The sequence below is a fragment of the Paenibacillus sp. FSL R7-0179 genome, from assembly GCF_038002265.1.
GTDB lineage: Bacteria > Bacillota > Bacilli > Paenibacillales > Paenibacillaceae > Paenibacillus_AQ.
In genome coordinates, this window is record NZ_JBBOCC010000002.1 from 1,117,704 (window position 1) to 1,134,220 (window position 16,517).

Below are 16,517 nucleotides of genomic sequence, written 5' to 3' on the forward strand. Positions count from 1 at the left end.
AGCTAAATCTTATCAAGAGCAGGTGGAGGGACTAGCCCGATGAAACCCGGCAACCGGCGTGTGAGCGCACGGTGCTAATTCTTGCGGAAGCTTTGCAGGGCGTTATTCGTCCGGCGGAAGTTCTCTGGCAGATGAGAGAGGCGCATATGACTGCATGATATGACCTTTCTCGCCCGGGAAAGGTCTTTTTTCGCTACCCTGCCTCAGGTTTAACCACCGAGTGGAACCCTATTTCAGTTAAGGAGTGAACAGCAATGCCTATCAAAATTCCCGACAGTCTGCCGGCCAAAGAAGTGTTATCCGGTGAGAATATTTTTGTAATGGATGAAAGCCAGGCCTTCCATCAGGATATCCGTCCCCTGCGGATCGCCATTCTGAATCTGATGCCTACCAAAGAAACTACTGAGACCCAGCTGCTGCGCCTTATCGGGAATTCCCCGCTTCAGGTGGATGTTGTTCTGCTCCATCCCAGCTCTCACACGTCGAAGAATACTTCGGCTGAGCATTTGAAGAGCTTTTACGTAACCTTTGATGAGATCAGCCACCGCCGGTTCGATGGCCTGATCGTAACGGGCGCTCCCGTAGAACAACTGGAATTTGAGGATGTCAACTACTGGGAAGAGCTGAAAGTGATTTTTGAGTGGAGCAAGCAGAATGTTACCTCGACCATGCACATCTGTTGGGCGGCGCAGGCAGGGCTGTATCATCACTTCGGCGTGCGCAAGGTGAGTCTGCCGGACAAATGCTTTGGAGTGTTTCCGCATACGTTGAGCCATAATAATGTCAAGCTGCTGCGCGGCTTCGATGAAGTGTTCCATGTTCCGCATTCCCGCCATACCGATGTCTCCCGCGAAGATATTGAGCAGAACCCGGAGCTGCAGATTCTGGCAGAATCCGAGGAAGCCGGGGTGTACCTGGTGGCTACGCATGACGGGAAGCAAATTTTTGTCACCGGACATTCGGAATATGATCCCTTCTCGCTGAAATGGGAGTACGACCGGGATATCGCCAAGGGGATGGAGGTTGCCCTGCCGAAGCACTATTATCCCAAGGATGATCCGACGCGTACGCCTCCGGCAGTCTGGCGTGCCCATGCCAACTTATTATTCGCTAATTGGCTCAATTACTATGTATACCAGGAGACTCCTTACGATATCGGGGCATTTATCTAAGAGGTTGACTTATTCTTAATAGAAGTAATTAATTTAGGAGGCAATGGAGATGGATGAGAAACTGAGAATTGAGAGCAGACTGGCACAGATTGGTTCGATGGAGGACCCCGCCACCGGGGCCATTAATTACCCGATTTATCATGCGACGGCTTTCCGTCACCCTAGACTTGGGCAAAGCACGGGCTTTGACTACATCCGCACCAAAAATCCTACCCGCTCTGTTCTCGAAGAAGCGGCAGCGGCCCTGGAATCGGGGGATGCCGGCTTCGCCTGCGCCTCCGGTATGGCTGCACTGACTACGGTGTTCACCTTGTTTGGACAAGGGGACCATCTCATTGTGTCGCTCGACCTGTACGGCGGAACCTACCGGCTGCTGGAACGGATTCTCTCCAAATACGGCATCAGTGCCTCCTATGTAGATACGAACGATCTGGATGGACTGGAGGCGGCCCGCCAGCCGGGCACGAAAGCCGTATTCATTGAGACGCCGACCAACCCGCTGATGATGATTACGGATGTCGAAGCCGTATGTACCTGGGCCCGCCATCACGGGCTGCTTACGATTGTGGATAATACGCTGCTGACTCCATTCTTCCAGCGTCCGCTAGAGCTTGGAGCAGATATCGTGGTTCACAGTGCGACTAAGTATCTGGGCGGGCACAACGATGTGCTGGCGGGGCTGATTGTGACCAAGGGCGCAGAATTGTCGGCTGAAATAGCTGTTCTGCATAACTCTCTGGGAGCGGTTCTCGCACCGAATGACAGCTACCAGCTGATGAAGGGCATGAAGACCCTCGCCCTGCGCATGGAGCGGCATGAGAGCAACGCCCTGGCCATCGCCCGTTATCTGCAGGAGCATCCGGCTATTGCCGAGGTCTTCCACCCGGGCCTGCCGGACCATCCGGGCTATGCTATTCAGAACCGCCAGTCCTCCGGCAACACCGGGATCTTCTCCTTCAAGGTAAAAGAGGCCGGCTATGTGGAGCCGCTGCTCCGCCATATCAAGCTGATCGCCTTCGCCGAGAGTCTGGGCGGTGTTGAATCGCTGATGACCTATCCGGCGATACAGACTCATGCCGATATTCCGGCTGAAATCCGCGATGCTGTAGGCGTGGATGACCGGCTGCTGCGCTTCTCAGTCGGCATAGAGCATGTAGATGATCTGATCGCGGATCTGGGACAGGCACTGGAGGCCGCACGGAGCGAGCTGGAATAAGGCGGTATGCCGGACCTGGCCTGGCATGCGGGATTCGCAGAACGTACAAGCAGCAGTGTCTTCGGGCGCTGCTGTTTAATTTTGCCTGGGACAAGGTCAAATACCGGTCCTGCGCAGCGAAACATTTTTCAAGAACAGCCGATTGTGATACGATGGGAGAACGAGTATATTTACTTCAAATTAAATTTATCTATACTACTTCATAGATTTAGAGGAGGCCGTCAACAGTGAGTGCAGTCGATCTTATACTGGATAAGGCACTGAAGGGTGAGCGTCTTCAACTGGAAGACACGATCACGTTGTTCGAGAGCAATGAAATTGAGAAAATGGGCGCTGCCGCAGATATTATTATGAAGCGCTGGCACCCGGAGCCAGTGGCAACATTCGTCATCGGCCGCAACATTAATTACACCAATGTATGTGATGTATATTGCCGATTCTGCGCCTTTTACCGCAGACCCGGTTCGGAGGAAGGTTATGTGCTTCCCGATGAGACCATCTATCAGAAGATTGCGGAGACCATGAGCGTGAATGGAACCGAGATTCTGATGCAGGGCGGTACGAATCCCAATTTGCCGTTCAGCTATTATACGGATATTCTGCGCGGCATCAAGCAGCGGTTCCCGGAGATTACCATGCATTCCTTCTCACCTGCAGAAATTATGAAAATGGTAGAGGTCTCTGGCCTGCCGTTGGAACAGGTCATGCGTGAGATTCATGCTGCAGGCCTCGATTCCCTGCCCGGCGGCGGCGCAGAGATTCTCGATGACCGTACCCGCCGCAAGATCAGCCGCCTTAAGGGCTCCTGGCGCGAATGGATGGACGTCATGCAGACCGCACACCGTATCGGCATGAATACAACAGCCACGATGGTAATTGGTTTGGGCGAGAGTATGGAAGAACGGGCGCTGCATCTGCTGCGTGTCCGTGAAGCCCAGGACGAATGCATTGCGAACAAATATGATTCTGAAGGCTTCCTGGCGTTCATCTCCTGGACCTTCCAGCCGGATAATACGAACCTGAAGCTGGACCGCCAGACCCCGGAGGAGTACCTGAAGACCGTAGCCATCAGCCGTCTGGTGCTGGACAATATCAAGAACTTCCAGTCCTCCTGGGTAACGATGGGTCCTGAAGTAGGTAAGCTCTCCCTGCAATACGGCTGCAATGACTTCGGCAGCACGATGATCGAGGAGAACGTAGTCTCCTCCGCTGGCGCGACCTACAAGGTCAACATCGAGTCTATCACCCAGCTCATCCGCGAAGCGGGCAAGATTCCGGCGCAGCGCAACACGCGTTATGACATCCTGCGCACCTTCGAGGATGCCAGCGCGAAGATTGACAATGATTTCATAATGCAGAATTAGAATGAAATAAAGAAAACAAAAATAACGGAGTTAAACTACAAATTGTAGTTTTTACTCCGTTATTTTTGTTGCTCAACTGCAATGCTTGTTCCATTTTTATAAATAGGATAATAAATCGGCTAGCTTTTTGATGTTTAGATATTTTGTGCTTGCTTGAGAATTCGGTCTTGACAGGACTAATACTGCTTGGATACCCAGTGCTGTTGCACCCTCTAAGTTCTGTTCATAATCATCGATAAATACTGTTTCAGTTGCCGGCAAATGCATCGCATCAAGTGCATGGCTGAACATGCCGGGATTAGGTTTGCTTTCTCCAAGTTCAAAACTAAGTGTCATATTATCAAAATAATTATACATACCGGCATTTTTAAGAACTCTTTTGACCGACGGGTCGGTATCTGAAATAACTCCAATCCTATACTTTGCGCTCAGGACTTCAATGGTTTGATTTGTATGATCTAAAAAAACATAATTAGCATCATTGTACACTCTATCATATGCAATGATTTCAGCGTGTTCGTTAGTAAGGTGAATTTCAGGTAACCATTCAGCCAGTGTTTTATAATAATTTGTATACCTTTCAAGCTCCTCATCTTCAGTTTTGTAAACTTCATTTTTGAGGTGCTCATTTGCTTTTAAAATTGCCGTATTCAATTGTTCTTGTGGTATTGACCCTAGAATTTGTGGATTTATGTATTCCAACGCTTTTAATGTTATCCTCCAATCACCTGATGCAGGGCGGAAAATCGTCCAGCCAAGGTCGAGAAATATACCACGTACAGGTTTTTGTATAGTCATTTCAACTCCCCCTATAAATCCTATGATATTGTAAAAATCTATTTATAAAAGAGTAAGTAATCTGTTTTTATTTCCTATTTAACTTGTTCAACAGGCGGAGACCAATTGAATAGGCTTTTTTACGCTTTGTTCACTTAATTCTTCACTTAATTGTAAAATGATATCGTTATATTTTACAAAAAACGATGAATTAATGTGAGATTTTACACAACTCTTTATAAGAGTTAATGGAATTTGATAGATTCATAGGGAAGGCTATGATACAATTTTTCGGACAGTGGTAGAATAATATAGCAATCACAGGGAGGAAATTAGATTTATGGGAGAGAGAAGATGGAACAAGCCGATAGCTTCTTTATTGGCTACCACAGTTCTGGCAGCACAGATGCTGGGCGGAGTATTCAATGTTCCTGTGCTGGCGGCAGGAAAGGCGGAGGCTTCTCCGGTGATTAATGCGGGAACCATTAATTTACGTTTGATGAGCACCACTGATGTTCATACGAACGTATATGGATGGGACTATTTCAAGGGTGCCCCCTCCGCAACTGTAGGTCTGGACCGTACTTCAACCTTAGTAAAAGCTGCACGCAATGATCCAGAGGGGAAATACAACCTTTTGCTGGATAATGGCGATTTAATTCAAGGAACACCACTCGGGACGTATATGGCCCAAGTGTCTGATTTCAAAACTAGCGAAGACCAGATTCATCCGATCATCGCAGCTATGAACCTCATGGGTTATGATGCAGCAACCTTCGGTAATCATGAATTCAATTATGGATTGGATTATCTGGACCGGACCGTTAAAGGCAATGTGAGCAGTGCAACCTATAAAGAGTCTACGGGTGCAAAATTCCCTTATATCAATGCAAATATTTATAATGTGTCCAATGGTGAAAATACATTCACTCCTTATCAAATCATCGATAAAGTGGTAAAGGACAGCGAAGGAAACACCGTTACCATTAAAGTCGGCCTCCTGGGTCTGGTTACTCCGCAGATTATGGAGTGGGACAAGGTAAATCTGGAGGGCAAGGTAACTGCTAAGGATATTGTGGAAACCGCGAAGGAATTTGTTCCTAAAATGAAGACGGCTGGCGCTGATGTTATCGTCGCTATGACGCATTCCGGGTTCGATGCGGCTGCCTCCGGTGAAAATGCAGAGAATGTCATCAACCTGCTGAGCAAGGTTGAGGGCATTGATGCCATTACTTTCTCGCATACCCACAAGGTATTCCCGACGAACGGCGTTGACAGCGCGCTGGATGCTTCCTTCAAAGATCCGTCCACCAAGCTCCCTTATAATAATGATGTAGCTAAGGTAGATAACGTCAATGGTCATATCAATGGGACTCCGGCAGTTCAAGCGGGCTATGGCGGAGGTTACCTGGGCCTTATCGATCTGAAAATCGCCCAGAACAGCAGCGGCAAGTGGACAGTAGACAAAACAGCTTCCAAGGCTTCTACGCGCTCTATTGCTGGCGCAGCCATTGACACCGCTATTGAAGATCTTGCAGGAACGGCACATCAAGCTACGATTGATTACGTGAATCAGCCGTTAGGCAAAACAACTGCTCCGATGAACAGCTATTTTGCAATGGTGCAGGATGATCCGACAGTCCAGATCGTAACCTATGCCCAGCAGCAGTATGTATCTAACTTGATTCATACGAACGATAACCTGGCCGCCTACAGAGATCTTCCGATCCTGAGCGTCGGCGCACCGTTCAAGGCTGGACGTAACGGCCCGGATGAATATACTGACATTAAGAAAGGCAACCTTACGATTGCCAGTGCAAGCGATTTGTACTTGTATGACAACACACTCAAGGCGATTGTTGTTAAAGGCTCGACCGTCAAAGAATGGGTAGAGATGAGTGCAGGAGCGTTCAACCGCATCAAGCCTTCCATCTCCACGCCTCAGCCGCTTTTAAATTCCGCATTTGCTGTGTTCAATTTTGATGTAATTGACGGCATCAAATATACATTTGATGTCACTCGCAATGCGAAGTACAAGCCTGATGGCAGCATCAATGATAAGTCCTCCAGCCGGGTCACTTCCATCACTTATGACGATAAGCCGCTGAATCTGGACCAGGACTTCGTGGTTGTTACCAACAACTACCGTGCCAGCGGCGGGGGGAACTTCCCGGGTGTCAAAGGCGCTAACATGATCATTGATTCCCAGATGGAGAACCGCCAGGTGCTCATGGATTACATCAAGGAAGCGGGAACCGTTGATCCTACCGCAGACAACAATTGGTCGATTGCTCCTATCGAAGGGAATGTCACTGTAACGTTCCCGTCTTCACCTAGAGCAGCAGCGGTCGCTCCTGCAAACATTACAACTACGGATACTACAGATGTAAGAGGTTTTGAGATCTACAACCTTGATCTGAAAAAATCCGCTCCAACCCCAACGGGAGATGTTGAAGTCCATCTGCTGGGCATTAATGACTTCCACGGCCAACTGGACACTACCTCGGTGGTGAACGGTGAAGCAGTAGGCACAGCGGCTACACTTGCAGCTTATTTGAAAGAAGCACGTGCCAAATATGAGAATTCACTGCTGTTCCACAACGGCGACTCTGTGGGCGCATCCGCTCCGGTATCTTCGCTGGAACGCGACAAGCCTACGATGGAATGGATGAACCTCATGAAGTTCGACGTCGGTACCCTGGGGAACCATGAGTTTGATCAAGGTGTCGAGGCTATGAAGGCTCAGATCTATGGCGGTAAGGACCCTAAGAACGACAAAGTCGTCCATAAAGGCGCAGATTTCGATTATATCAATGCCAACGCAGTAGACAGCACTACTGGCAAGCCTATTATCACCCCTTATGTTGTAAAAGAAATTGGCGGTGTGAAGATTGGCTTTATCGGAGTGGTAACCAAAGCAACACCAAGCAAAGTATCGCCAGCCGGTACAGCCGGTGTGAAATTCCTGAGTGCCGAGGAAGAGGTCGCGGCGATTGAGAAATATGCGGCCGAGCTGAAGAGCAAGGGCGTCAATACGATCATCGTGCTGGCCCATGATCCGGCTACTACCAAGGTTGATCCAGTCACCAAAAAGAATGTATCCACCGGTGAAGCTGTGGATCTGGCCAATGCGCTGCCAGCGGATTCCCCGGTTGATGTTATCGTAGCCGGAGACAATCATGGCTATGCCAATGATATGGTGAACGGTAAGCTGATCGTTCAGGCTTACTCTTACGGAACGGCTTTTGAAGACATCAAGCTGATCATTGATGGGCCTACGGGCAAGGTAAAGGATAAGACGGCAGTAGTAACGAACACGGTTCAGAGTAAAATCGCACCGGATGCAGAAACCAAAGCTCTGGTGGACTATTATCTCGGACGTCACCCGGAGCTGACTCAGCCCGTAGGAACTACTGACGGTACCATTACCCGTACAGATGCCTACACTAAGGAATCAGCATTGGGTAACCTGATTGCAGATGCAATGCGTCATGCTATTTTCAAAGAGGGCGAGAAAGATCCTGCTGATTTCGCCTTCATGAACCCGGGCGGTATCCGTGCGGATCTTCCGAAGGGCAATGTAGCGTTCGGAGATCTGGCGAAGATTCAGCCATTCGGCAACACACTTGTGAAGCTGACGCTGACTGGCCAGCAGATCAAGACTCTGCTGCAGCAGCAATGGGCGGTTAAGGCTGACGGCACCGCAGACACGAAGACCCTGCAAATCTCAGGTCTGAAATATACAGCCAACATGTACCTGCCGGTTGCAGAGCGTGTGGCTAACCTGACCAAGACAGATGGAACACCTATTGAAATGTCGAAGAGCTACACGGCTGTAGTCAATAACTTCATGGCTGCGGGCGGCGACAATTATAAGGTGTTAACCGAGGCAAGCTCCTCGCTGGCCGGACCGATTGATCTGGATGTATTCTATAAATATATCGTCGACACATTCAAAGGCGGCGCGATCACTGCTGCCATTGAAGGCCGGATCACCAATGTGGAGAAAGACCCTGGAACGGTTACTCCGAGCCCTAGTCCTAGTTCTAATCCGAACCCAGGTAACCCTGGGCCGGTTACAACTGCAACACCTAAGCCAACGGTTTCGCCTTCGGCTACTCCAAGTCCGGCAGCTACACCAGCCGCAACGGCAGCTCCAACGCCAAGCCCGGCTGTACCTGCTGTGGCCTTCAAGGATCTGGGCAAGGTAGCCTGGGCCGCAGATGCCATTAATGCATTGGCAGCCAAAGGCATTATCAAAGGGATGGACGGCACGAACTTTGCACCAACGAAGAGTGTAACCCGCGCAGAATTCGTAACCATGCTGGTTCGTTCACTTGAATTGAGCAATACGGCTTCACCTGCGAAATTCAGCGATGTGAAGCAGGGAGTCTGGTACTCCGATACGATTGCTGCGGCGGTGAATGCAGGTCTTGTAAAAGGCTCCGGCAACGGTAAATTCGAACCGGGCCGTGAGATTACCCGCGAGGAAATGGCAATTATGATCGCGAATGCCCTCAAAGGTCAGCTGCAGCCGGTAGACACTGCAACGTTGAACAAATTCACAGATAAGGCCAAGATTGCCCCTTACGCCCAGCAGGTAGTGGCACAGCTGACTCAGATGGGTATCGTCAACGGAGTGGATGCCAAGCAGTTCGCACCGAAGAGTATGGCTAACCGTGCTCAGGCTGCGGTCATCATCTTCCGTATGCTGGAGAACAAAGCTTCATAAGTTGAAGTTTACTCATGCAATCATGAAATGATAATCAACAAGATGGAAGGCCCTTGCTGAAATAGCAAGGGCCTTCTTGTGGTTTACATTTGTATCCAAAAATGATATCATAATAATATCAAATACATATCTAATGGAGGCGGCATTATGAAAGAGAAAATTTTGCATCCGGTCAGCGGTTTTTGGGTCATCGCTCTGATTGCCATTTGTATAGGCGGCGGAATTTATGGTGCGGTTCAGGAAAATGTGGCTTTGCCTGTTATTCTGTTCGTAGCGGCGTTCATTTTGAGCACAAGTATATCCGTGGTTCAGCCTAACAAATCGGTGGTAGTGACTTTTTTTGGCCAATATGTGGGTACGATTGCCTCCAGCGGGTTGTTCGCGGTCATTCCGTTCAGCATCCGTAAGACGGTATCCCTGCGGGTCCGCAACTTCAACAGCGTGAAGCTGAAGGTCAATGATGTCGAAGGTAATCCGATTGAGATTGCTGCAGTGATTGTGTTCAAGGTCATTAATTCCGCCAAAGCGCTGTTCGATGTAGATAAATATATGGCGTTTGTGGAAATTCAGAGTGAGACAGCACTGCGTCATGTGGCGAGTAAGTACCCTTACGATAACTTCAATGAGACCGGCATGTCCCTGCGGGCCAATGCTGATGAAATTGCCAAAGAGCTTGCCGTAGAGCTGCAGGAACGCTTGTCCCTATCGGGTGTAGAGGTCATTGAAGCCCGGCTGACCCATCTGGCTTACTCCACTGAGATTGCCAGCACGATGCTGCAGCGCCAGCAGGCTTCGGCCATTCTGTCCGCCCGCCAGATCATTGTGGAGGGGGCTGTCAGCATGGTCGATATGGCGATCCGTCAGCTTAAGGAGAGCGGTGTGGTTGAACTGGACGAAGAGCGTAAGGCAGCTATGATCAATAATCTGATGGTCGCGATTGTGTCCGAGCGCGGCGCGAGTCCGGTAATCAACGCCGGCTCGTTGTACTAAAGGCGGTAATATTATGGCGGCCAAAAAAAGCTTTCCGCTGCGGATCGATCCCGAGCTGCACGAAGCGCTGGAACGCTGGGCGGGAGAAGAGTTTCGCAGCGTGAACGGACATATTGAATATTTGCTGCGTGAGTCTTTGAAGCGTGCAGGCCGCTTGCCGGTTAAAAAACGCAGGGAAGAAGAATAATCTGCCCCGGACGGCGGCCCTTCTGGCCTGAAGGGGGACAGCCGTTTTGCGCTTGACGGAAGATAAGCTGAGATTTATAATTGCCTTAATTCATGTTATCAGCGTTGACGAAGATATGGACCACTTGCTTTGGACCGTTTCAGAGAGAGGGAGCTTCAGGCTGCAACTTCCTCCGGTACCGGCTGCTGGTTTACCCCTTTGTAGCTGCGGTTATGAACTCCGGACGGCTTCCATACTAAGGAACCTTGACGGATAGTAAGAACCGCCGGTTCATGGCCGTTATCCCCATGCTAACGAAGGATTATATTCTGCAGTGAAGCCGAAGTATAAGCGGCAGCTGCCAGGATGGATCGAATTTGGGTGGAATCACGGGTGCAATCACTCGTCCCTTTGCGGGACGGGTGTTTTTTGTGTGCAGAAGCTATGGGTGGTAGCCGCTTGTAAGCTTAGGCTTGCGAAGTGAGTGTGTGAAGAGTTCAAGGAAGTATAGCCCAACAAACCTTAGGAGGAAGTAATCATGTCAGTAAATATTAAGCTTCCGGACGGATCAGTCCGGGAATACGCAGACGGCAGCAGCATTGATGATGTAGCCGCCTCTATCAGCAGCGGACTGCGCAAGAACGCCGCAGCAGGCAAGCTCAACGGGATTGTCGTAGACCTCTCAACACCGCTGCAGGAAGGCGATCTGGTAGAGATCGTAACGCTTGATTCGCCGGAAGGTCTCGAAGTGATGCGTCACAGTACAGCTCACTTGATGGCGCAGGCAGTAAGACGTCTGTTCGGTACCAAGGAAGTGAAGCTTGGAGTCGGTCCTGTGATCGAAGACGGCTTCTATTATGATATGGATCTGGAGCATCCGCTCAATCCCGAGGATCTGCTGAAGATCGAGAAGGAAATGGACCGTATTGTCTCGGAGAATCTGCCGATTGTCCGCCATGAGGTCAGCCGGGGGGAAGCGCTGGAGCGCTTCGGCGAACTGGGTGATCCTTACAAGCTGGAGCTGATTGAAGCTCTGCCGGAAGACAGCGTAATTACCATCTATGAGCAGGGCGAATTCTTCGACCTTTGCCGTGGCCCGCACTTGCCGTCTACAGCCAAGATCAAGGTATTCAAGCTGATGAATGTGGCCGGGGCTTACTGGCGCGGAGACAGCAAGAATAAGATGCTGCAGCGTGTGTACGGCACAGCCTGGATCAAGAAGGCACAGCTGGATGAGCATCTGCGCCTGCTGGAGGAAGCGAAGAAGCGCGACCACCGGAAGCTGGGCAAGGAGCTGGAGATTTTCACCTTCAACCAGTTAGTTGGACAAGGCCTGCCGATCTGGCTGCCTAAGGGCGCGAAGCTGCGCAGTATTCTGGAGCGTTATATTGTCGATCTGGAAGCAAGTCTCGGATACCAGCATGTCTACACTCCGGTACTGGGGAACGTAGAGCTGTACAAGACTTCAGGGCACTGGGAGCATTATCAGGAAGATATGTTCCCTAAGATGACTATCGATAATGAAGAGTTCGTGCTGCGCCCGATGAACTGCCCGCACCACATGATGATCTACAAGAGCTCGATGCACAGCTACCGCGATCTGCCGATCCGTATTGCTGAGCTTGGGATTCAGCACCGTTATGAAATGTCTGGAGCCTTGACCGGTCTGCACCGCGTGCGTTCCATGACGCTGAATGACTCACATATCTTCTGCCGTCTGGACCAGATTAAGAGCGAGTTCATCCGCGTGCTGGAATTGATTAAGCAGGTATACAGCGACTTCGGGATTGAAGATTACCGGTTCCGCCTATCCTATCGTGATCCTAAGGATACTGAGAAATATTATGCCAACGACGAGATGTGGGAGACTGCACAGCGTATGCTGCGTGAGGTAGTCGAAGAAGCCGGCCTTCCGTTCTACGAAGCCGAAGGCGAAGCAGCCTTCTATGGTCCGAAGCTCGATGTGCAGATTAAGACTGTACTCGGCAAAGAAGAGACACTCTCGACCGTACAGATTGACTTCCTGCTGCCGGAGCGCTTTGAGCTGGAATATGTCGGCGACGACGGCCAAAAGCACCGTCCAGTTGTCCTGCACCGCGGGATTCTGGGAACCATGGAACGGTTCGTAGCCTTCCTGCTGGAGAACTTTGCCGGTTCACTGCCGCTCTGGTTGTCCCCGCAGCAGGTGAAGATTATTCCCGTATCGTCAGCCTTCGACGAATATGCGAAGGAAGTGGAAGCGAAGCTGCTGAAGAGCGGCATCCGTGCGGAAGTGGATTTACGCAATGAGAAGATGGGCTATAAGATCCGTGAAGCCCAGCTCGAGAAGCTGCCGTACATGTTCGTAGTCGGCGAGAACGAGATGAATGCGGGCAGCGTGTCGATCCGCAAACGCGGTGAAGGGGATATTGGTGCCCGGGCGCTGCAGGAAGCCATTGATTCGCTTGCCCAGGAAATTGCCGGACGTGTAATCTAATTCAGTCTGCTTACTGAACCTCTGTTATAAGCCTCGTGAGACCGCTATGGCGCGGTGTCATGTATAAAGTTTTGTGAATCGGGAAACCCTCGTACTATGGGGAGGGTTTAACTAATGAACAAAATGGGCTTATACCAGAGGTTTTGGTGTCTTTTCGTCACGATCGTCCTTATGCTGACCGCTGCCGGGATCTTCCCGGATTACGTGCGCAAATCGGCTCAGGCGAGAGGGATGGAAGACACTGCAGGACAGCATGGAAGCAGTATACAGAAGCAGTTACCCGTTGATCGCCAGCAGGCAGGCTCAGCATCCCGTCTTGGAGGCTCCTCTAGAGCCGTACAGCCGGATGCCGCAGACAAGGCTGCTAAGCCAGAGGTACAGGCAGCTAAACCTAAGAAGAATGCTGTTAAGGCCCCCGGCTCGGTTCCGGTAGCCGCTCCGGCTCCAGAGCAGATTATCACCTCGCTGAAAGTAATGGCGACCGGCTATACAGCCGGATACGAATCCACAGGCAAGACAGCGAAGCATCCTGAATATGGGATTACGTATTCAGGTGTTAAGGTACGGCGGGATAAGAATGCGGTATCCACAATTGCAGCGGACCCGAAGGTGCTGCCGCTGGGAAGTATTTTATATATACCGGGTTACGGATATGGAATTGTGGCCGATACCGGATCGGCAATCAAAGGACGCAAGATCGATCTCTACTTCAGCACCACCAAGCAGGTCTACAAGGAATGGGGCAAAAAGTCGGTCGTAGTTCAAGTGATCAAGCGCGGCGACGGAAAATGCACGGAAAGTATGCTGAAGAGCCTTGGCCATGCTATCCAGACTTATAATGCGGTTCCGCAATATTTGCTGGAAGAAGCTATTTAAGGGATATTTCAGCCGGATAACCGGGAGTTTGAATTTATTTTCACGAGCGCATGCATAATACTGCGGCCTGCTTCCCATAATATCGACTGGGGCAAATACTTGCTTCTTCCGATACAATAGGGAGGTGATTCTCGTGGCTAATTCCAAGAAACCAAAGGTACAGGAAAATTTCAAAACACCAAATGAAAAATACAATGCAGAATTCGCTGTTGAAAATGACGGTGCGACTAAGCAAAGCAGCAGTTCTCTGACCAAACCGGCTCAGAAACCGCAGCAGTAATACTTGGTTCCCGGTAAGCTCCTGAAGCAACAAGCTGTCCTGCCATGTCCGGATTACGGGCTGGAGGGCAGCTTTTTTAATAGAATTTTTTAGATGTTTTGGGGTTATTTTAATTGGTTATAGTTTAACTTATTATTCCAGCTGTCTCGGTCTGGAGACTGAGATATGGTTCCTTCTTACGCCGCTGTTCTCTACGGCATTCTTCCTGTAGACTAAGGCTATAAGTGTTCAAGAGGAAGAGTTGTATTTACGACAAGGAGGATGACATTATGAAACGAAGGTTCACCAGCCGGGTACTCGGCGGCCTGCTCCTCATCGGTCTGGGAGGAATGTTCCTGCTACGGCAGATGGGCTACACGGATTTCAGTCTGAGTTCGCTGATCTCCACCTATTGGCCCGTTATTCTGATCGTGATGGGCGTACAACGGTTTTTGGCTCCGGATGAGGATCGTTCAAGATTCTCGGCAACACTCGGCGGATTCATCTATCTGGCCATCGGGGTATTTTTCCTGGGACGGAATTTAGACTGGTTCTACTATTCGGCAAGCGATTTCTTCAAAATGCTGATTCCGGTTATGCTGATCGGCGGCGGATTATCTGTCATCTTCAGACCGCGGCGTAACACTCCGCCTGTACCTCCGGCACCGCCTTCACAGCCCGGCTACTACCCGCCTGGACCCGGCAAGAGTCCGCTGGATACAGCGCCGCCCGCTCCGCTGGAGTCCACGCTCGATCAGCAGTTCGAGCAGAAATTCGGCAAGCCGGCTGGCAGCGGAGAGCGGAACTGGAACGATTATCTGCATAAGAATGAGGAGGACGATGGCGGTAATCCGCTGCATGCCTCGGCAGATACACGCTGGCAGGAGAAGCAGGAGCGCCAGGAGCGCAGACGCCAGGAGCGTCAGGAACGGCAAGCCCGCCGTCACGGCGAATGGCATGAGGAGTTCCAGGATTCCGGGAATGATAAGGATACAACGAACCGCTCGGCTTTTATCGGCGACGTGCATATGGGCAAGGAGCATTTTCAACTGAAGCGGACCAACATTTCGCAGTTCATCGGGGATACAGTGCTGGATCTGACCAATGCGCAGATTCCTTACGGCGAGACCAGGATTAATATCTCTGCTTTTGTCGGCGACATCAAGGTATACATTCCAGATGATATGGATCTGGGCGTGGCTGTGACCGGCAGCTCGTTCATCGGTGATATGCAGGTGCTTGAGCAGTCGCGCAGCGGGTTCATGAGTAATGTGCAGTGCAAAACGCCGTATTATAAGGAATCGGGCAAGAAGGTCCGTATCAACGTCAGCTGCTTCATCGGTGACGTTAAAGTTAAAACGGTGGGTTAAATGGGGATGATCTTCAGTAATACCAAGTGGATGCTGCTGGTCTATTTCCTGCTTAGCGGCGGGGTGACAGCAGGGCTGATGTATGCCGGGACATGCCTGGGCTACATTCAGGTGGTGGATACCCGGATGTGGATCTACCTGTGTCTGGGCATTGTACTGTTCACAGTGATCATCGGCTACATCGCCGGTCAGCGGATTCAGCGGCGGATCGATCATCTGGATCTGAATATGCTGCAGGTGGCTAAGGGGAATATGTCGGTGCGGATGCCGGAGAGCGAGGACCAGTCCTTCGCACGTGTCTACCATGAGTTCAACATCATGATGGATACGGTCGAGAAGAAGATGAAGCGGCTCCAGCAGCTGGGGGAACAGGAAGTTATTGAGAAGGAAAAGGCAGCGGAGAGCGCGGTACTGGAAGAGCGCAGGCGTATGGCCCGGGATCTGCATGATACGGTGAGCCAGCAGCTGTTCGCTATTCACATGTCCGCCTCCTCGCTGCCTAAAGTGCTTGAACGCAGCGCCGAGCACGGCAGGACGGTGATGGATCAGCTGATCAGCATGTCCCAGATGGCGCAGAAGCAGATGAGGGCGCTGATCGCACAGCTGCGTCCGGTAGAGCTTGAGGGGCGTAATCTGTTCGAAGCACTGGAGAAGTGGTTCCCGGATTACTGCCGCCAGAACGGGCTCAAAGGGGTGAAGGAGCTCGAGCTGCAGGGTGAGCTGTCCGAAGCGATTGAGCATCAGCTGTTCCTGATTATTCAGGAGTCGATGGCGAATATCGTGAAGCATGCCGGCGCACGGGTGGTCAGTCTGTCCCTGCGGGAGGTGCCGCGCCAGGTCGTGCTGAGCATCAGCGATGACGGGCAGGGCTTCGAGCATGTGCAGCACAAGCAAGGCTCCTACGGGCTCACAACTATGCGTGAGCGTGCCGAGAAGCTCGGCGGCCAGGTCGAGATTATCAGCCGCAGGGGAGCGGGAACGACGATCCGCGTACATATACCAAAGTTTGTCCAAGGCCGCGCGGAGTCGGCTGCTGACGGGACTGAGGCCGATTCTGAAGAGGCTTGATATGCTCTTGCTGTGAGGAAGCTGTGGCTGTATCATGCTTATATATTATTA

At 50.9% G+C, this 16,517-nt stretch carries 12 protein-coding genes and 1 riboswitch; of the genes, 11 read left to right on the plus strand and 1 reads right to left on the minus strand.

Going from position 1 to position 16,517, the window contains the following annotated elements; genetic code table 11:
- Positions 1-6: 6 nt before the first annotated feature.
- Positions 7-138: riboswitch (SAM riboswitch) on the plus strand.
- A 116-nt stretch (positions 139-254) separates the two neighbouring features.
- From metA to mqnC, 3 genes are all read left to right on the plus strand, one after another.
- Complete coding sequence (metA, locus tag MKX63_RS21370; RefSeq protein WP_341019890.1) at positions 255-1,172, plus strand: homoserine O-acetyltransferase MetA; 918 nt, start codon at positions 255-257, stop codon at positions 1,170-1,172.
- A gap of 49 nt (positions 1,173-1,221) precedes the next feature.
- Positions 1,222-2,388 (plus strand): aminotransferase class I/II-fold pyridoxal phosphate-dependent enzyme, encoded by a 1,167-nt coding sequence (locus MKX63_RS21375; protein WP_341019892.1) that lies wholly within the window; start codon positions 1,222-1,224, stop codon positions 2,386-2,388.
- 227 nt (positions 2,389-2,615) lie between these two features.
- The gene (gene mqnC / locus MKX63_RS21380) at positions 2,616-3,752 is read left to right on the plus strand and encodes a cyclic dehypoxanthinyl futalosine synthase (RefSeq protein ID WP_341019894.1); all 1,137 of its coding nucleotides are present in this window, start codon (positions 2,616-2,618) and stop codon (positions 3,750-3,752) included.
- A gap of 96 nt (positions 3,753-3,848) precedes the next feature.
- Here mqnC and MKX63_RS21385 read toward each other — a convergent pair whose 3' ends face one another.
- The gene (locus MKX63_RS21385) at positions 3,849-4,550 is read right to left on the minus strand and encodes an HAD family hydrolase (RefSeq protein WP_341019896.1); all 702 of its coding nucleotides are present in this window, start codon (positions 4,548-4,550) and stop codon (positions 3,849-3,851) included.
- Between the two features lie 319 nt (positions 4,551-4,869).
- On the opposite strand from MKX63_RS21385, the gene MKX63_RS21390 reads away from it, so the two are divergent.
- From MKX63_RS21390 to MKX63_RS21425, 8 genes are all read left to right on the plus strand, one after another.
- A complete protein-coding gene (locus MKX63_RS21390) occupies positions 4,870-9,261 on the plus strand; it encodes a bifunctional 2',3'-cyclic-nucleotide 2'-phosphodiesterase/3'-nucleotidase (protein WP_341019897.1) in 4,392 nt (1,463 codons plus the stop codon).
- Positions 9,262-9,408: 147 nt separating this feature from the next.
- The gene (locus tag MKX63_RS21395; protein ID WP_341019898.1) at positions 9,409-10,251 is read left to right on the plus strand and encodes an SPFH domain-containing protein; all 843 of its coding nucleotides are present in this window, start codon (positions 9,409-9,411) and stop codon (positions 10,249-10,251) included.
- A gap of 13 nt (positions 10,252-10,264) precedes the next feature.
- On the plus strand, positions 10,265-10,438 hold the full coding sequence (locus MKX63_RS21400; protein ID WP_036722388.1) for a toxin-antitoxin system HicB family antitoxin: 174 nt from the start codon (positions 10,265-10,267) through the stop codon (positions 10,436-10,438).
- Positions 10,439-10,955: 517 nt separating this feature from the next.
- Entirely contained in the window at positions 10,956-12,893 is a 1,938-nt protein-coding gene (gene thrS, locus MKX63_RS21405; RefSeq protein ID WP_341019899.1) for a threonine--tRNA ligase, read from the plus strand.
- Between the two features lie 171 nt (positions 12,894-13,064).
- Entirely contained in the window at positions 13,065-13,769 is a 705-nt protein-coding gene (locus MKX63_RS21410) for a 3D domain-containing protein (protein ID WP_445321851.1), read from the plus strand.
- Positions 13,770-13,902: 133 nt separating this feature from the next.
- Positions 13,903-14,049, plus strand: coding sequence for a hypothetical protein (locus tag MKX63_RS21415; protein ID WP_341019901.1), 147 nt, complete (start codon positions 13,903-13,905; stop codon positions 14,047-14,049).
- Positions 14,050-14,318: 269 nt separating this feature from the next.
- Entirely contained in the window at positions 14,319-15,398 is a 1,080-nt protein-coding gene (liaF, locus tag MKX63_RS21420; RefSeq protein WP_341019902.1) for a cell wall-active antibiotics response protein LiaF, read from the plus strand.
- A complete protein-coding gene (locus tag MKX63_RS21425) occupies positions 15,399-16,466 on the plus strand; it encodes a sensor histidine kinase (protein ID WP_341019903.1) in 1,068 nt (355 codons plus the stop codon). It abuts the gene before it with no gap.
- Positions 16,467-16,517 lie beyond the last annotated feature (51 nt).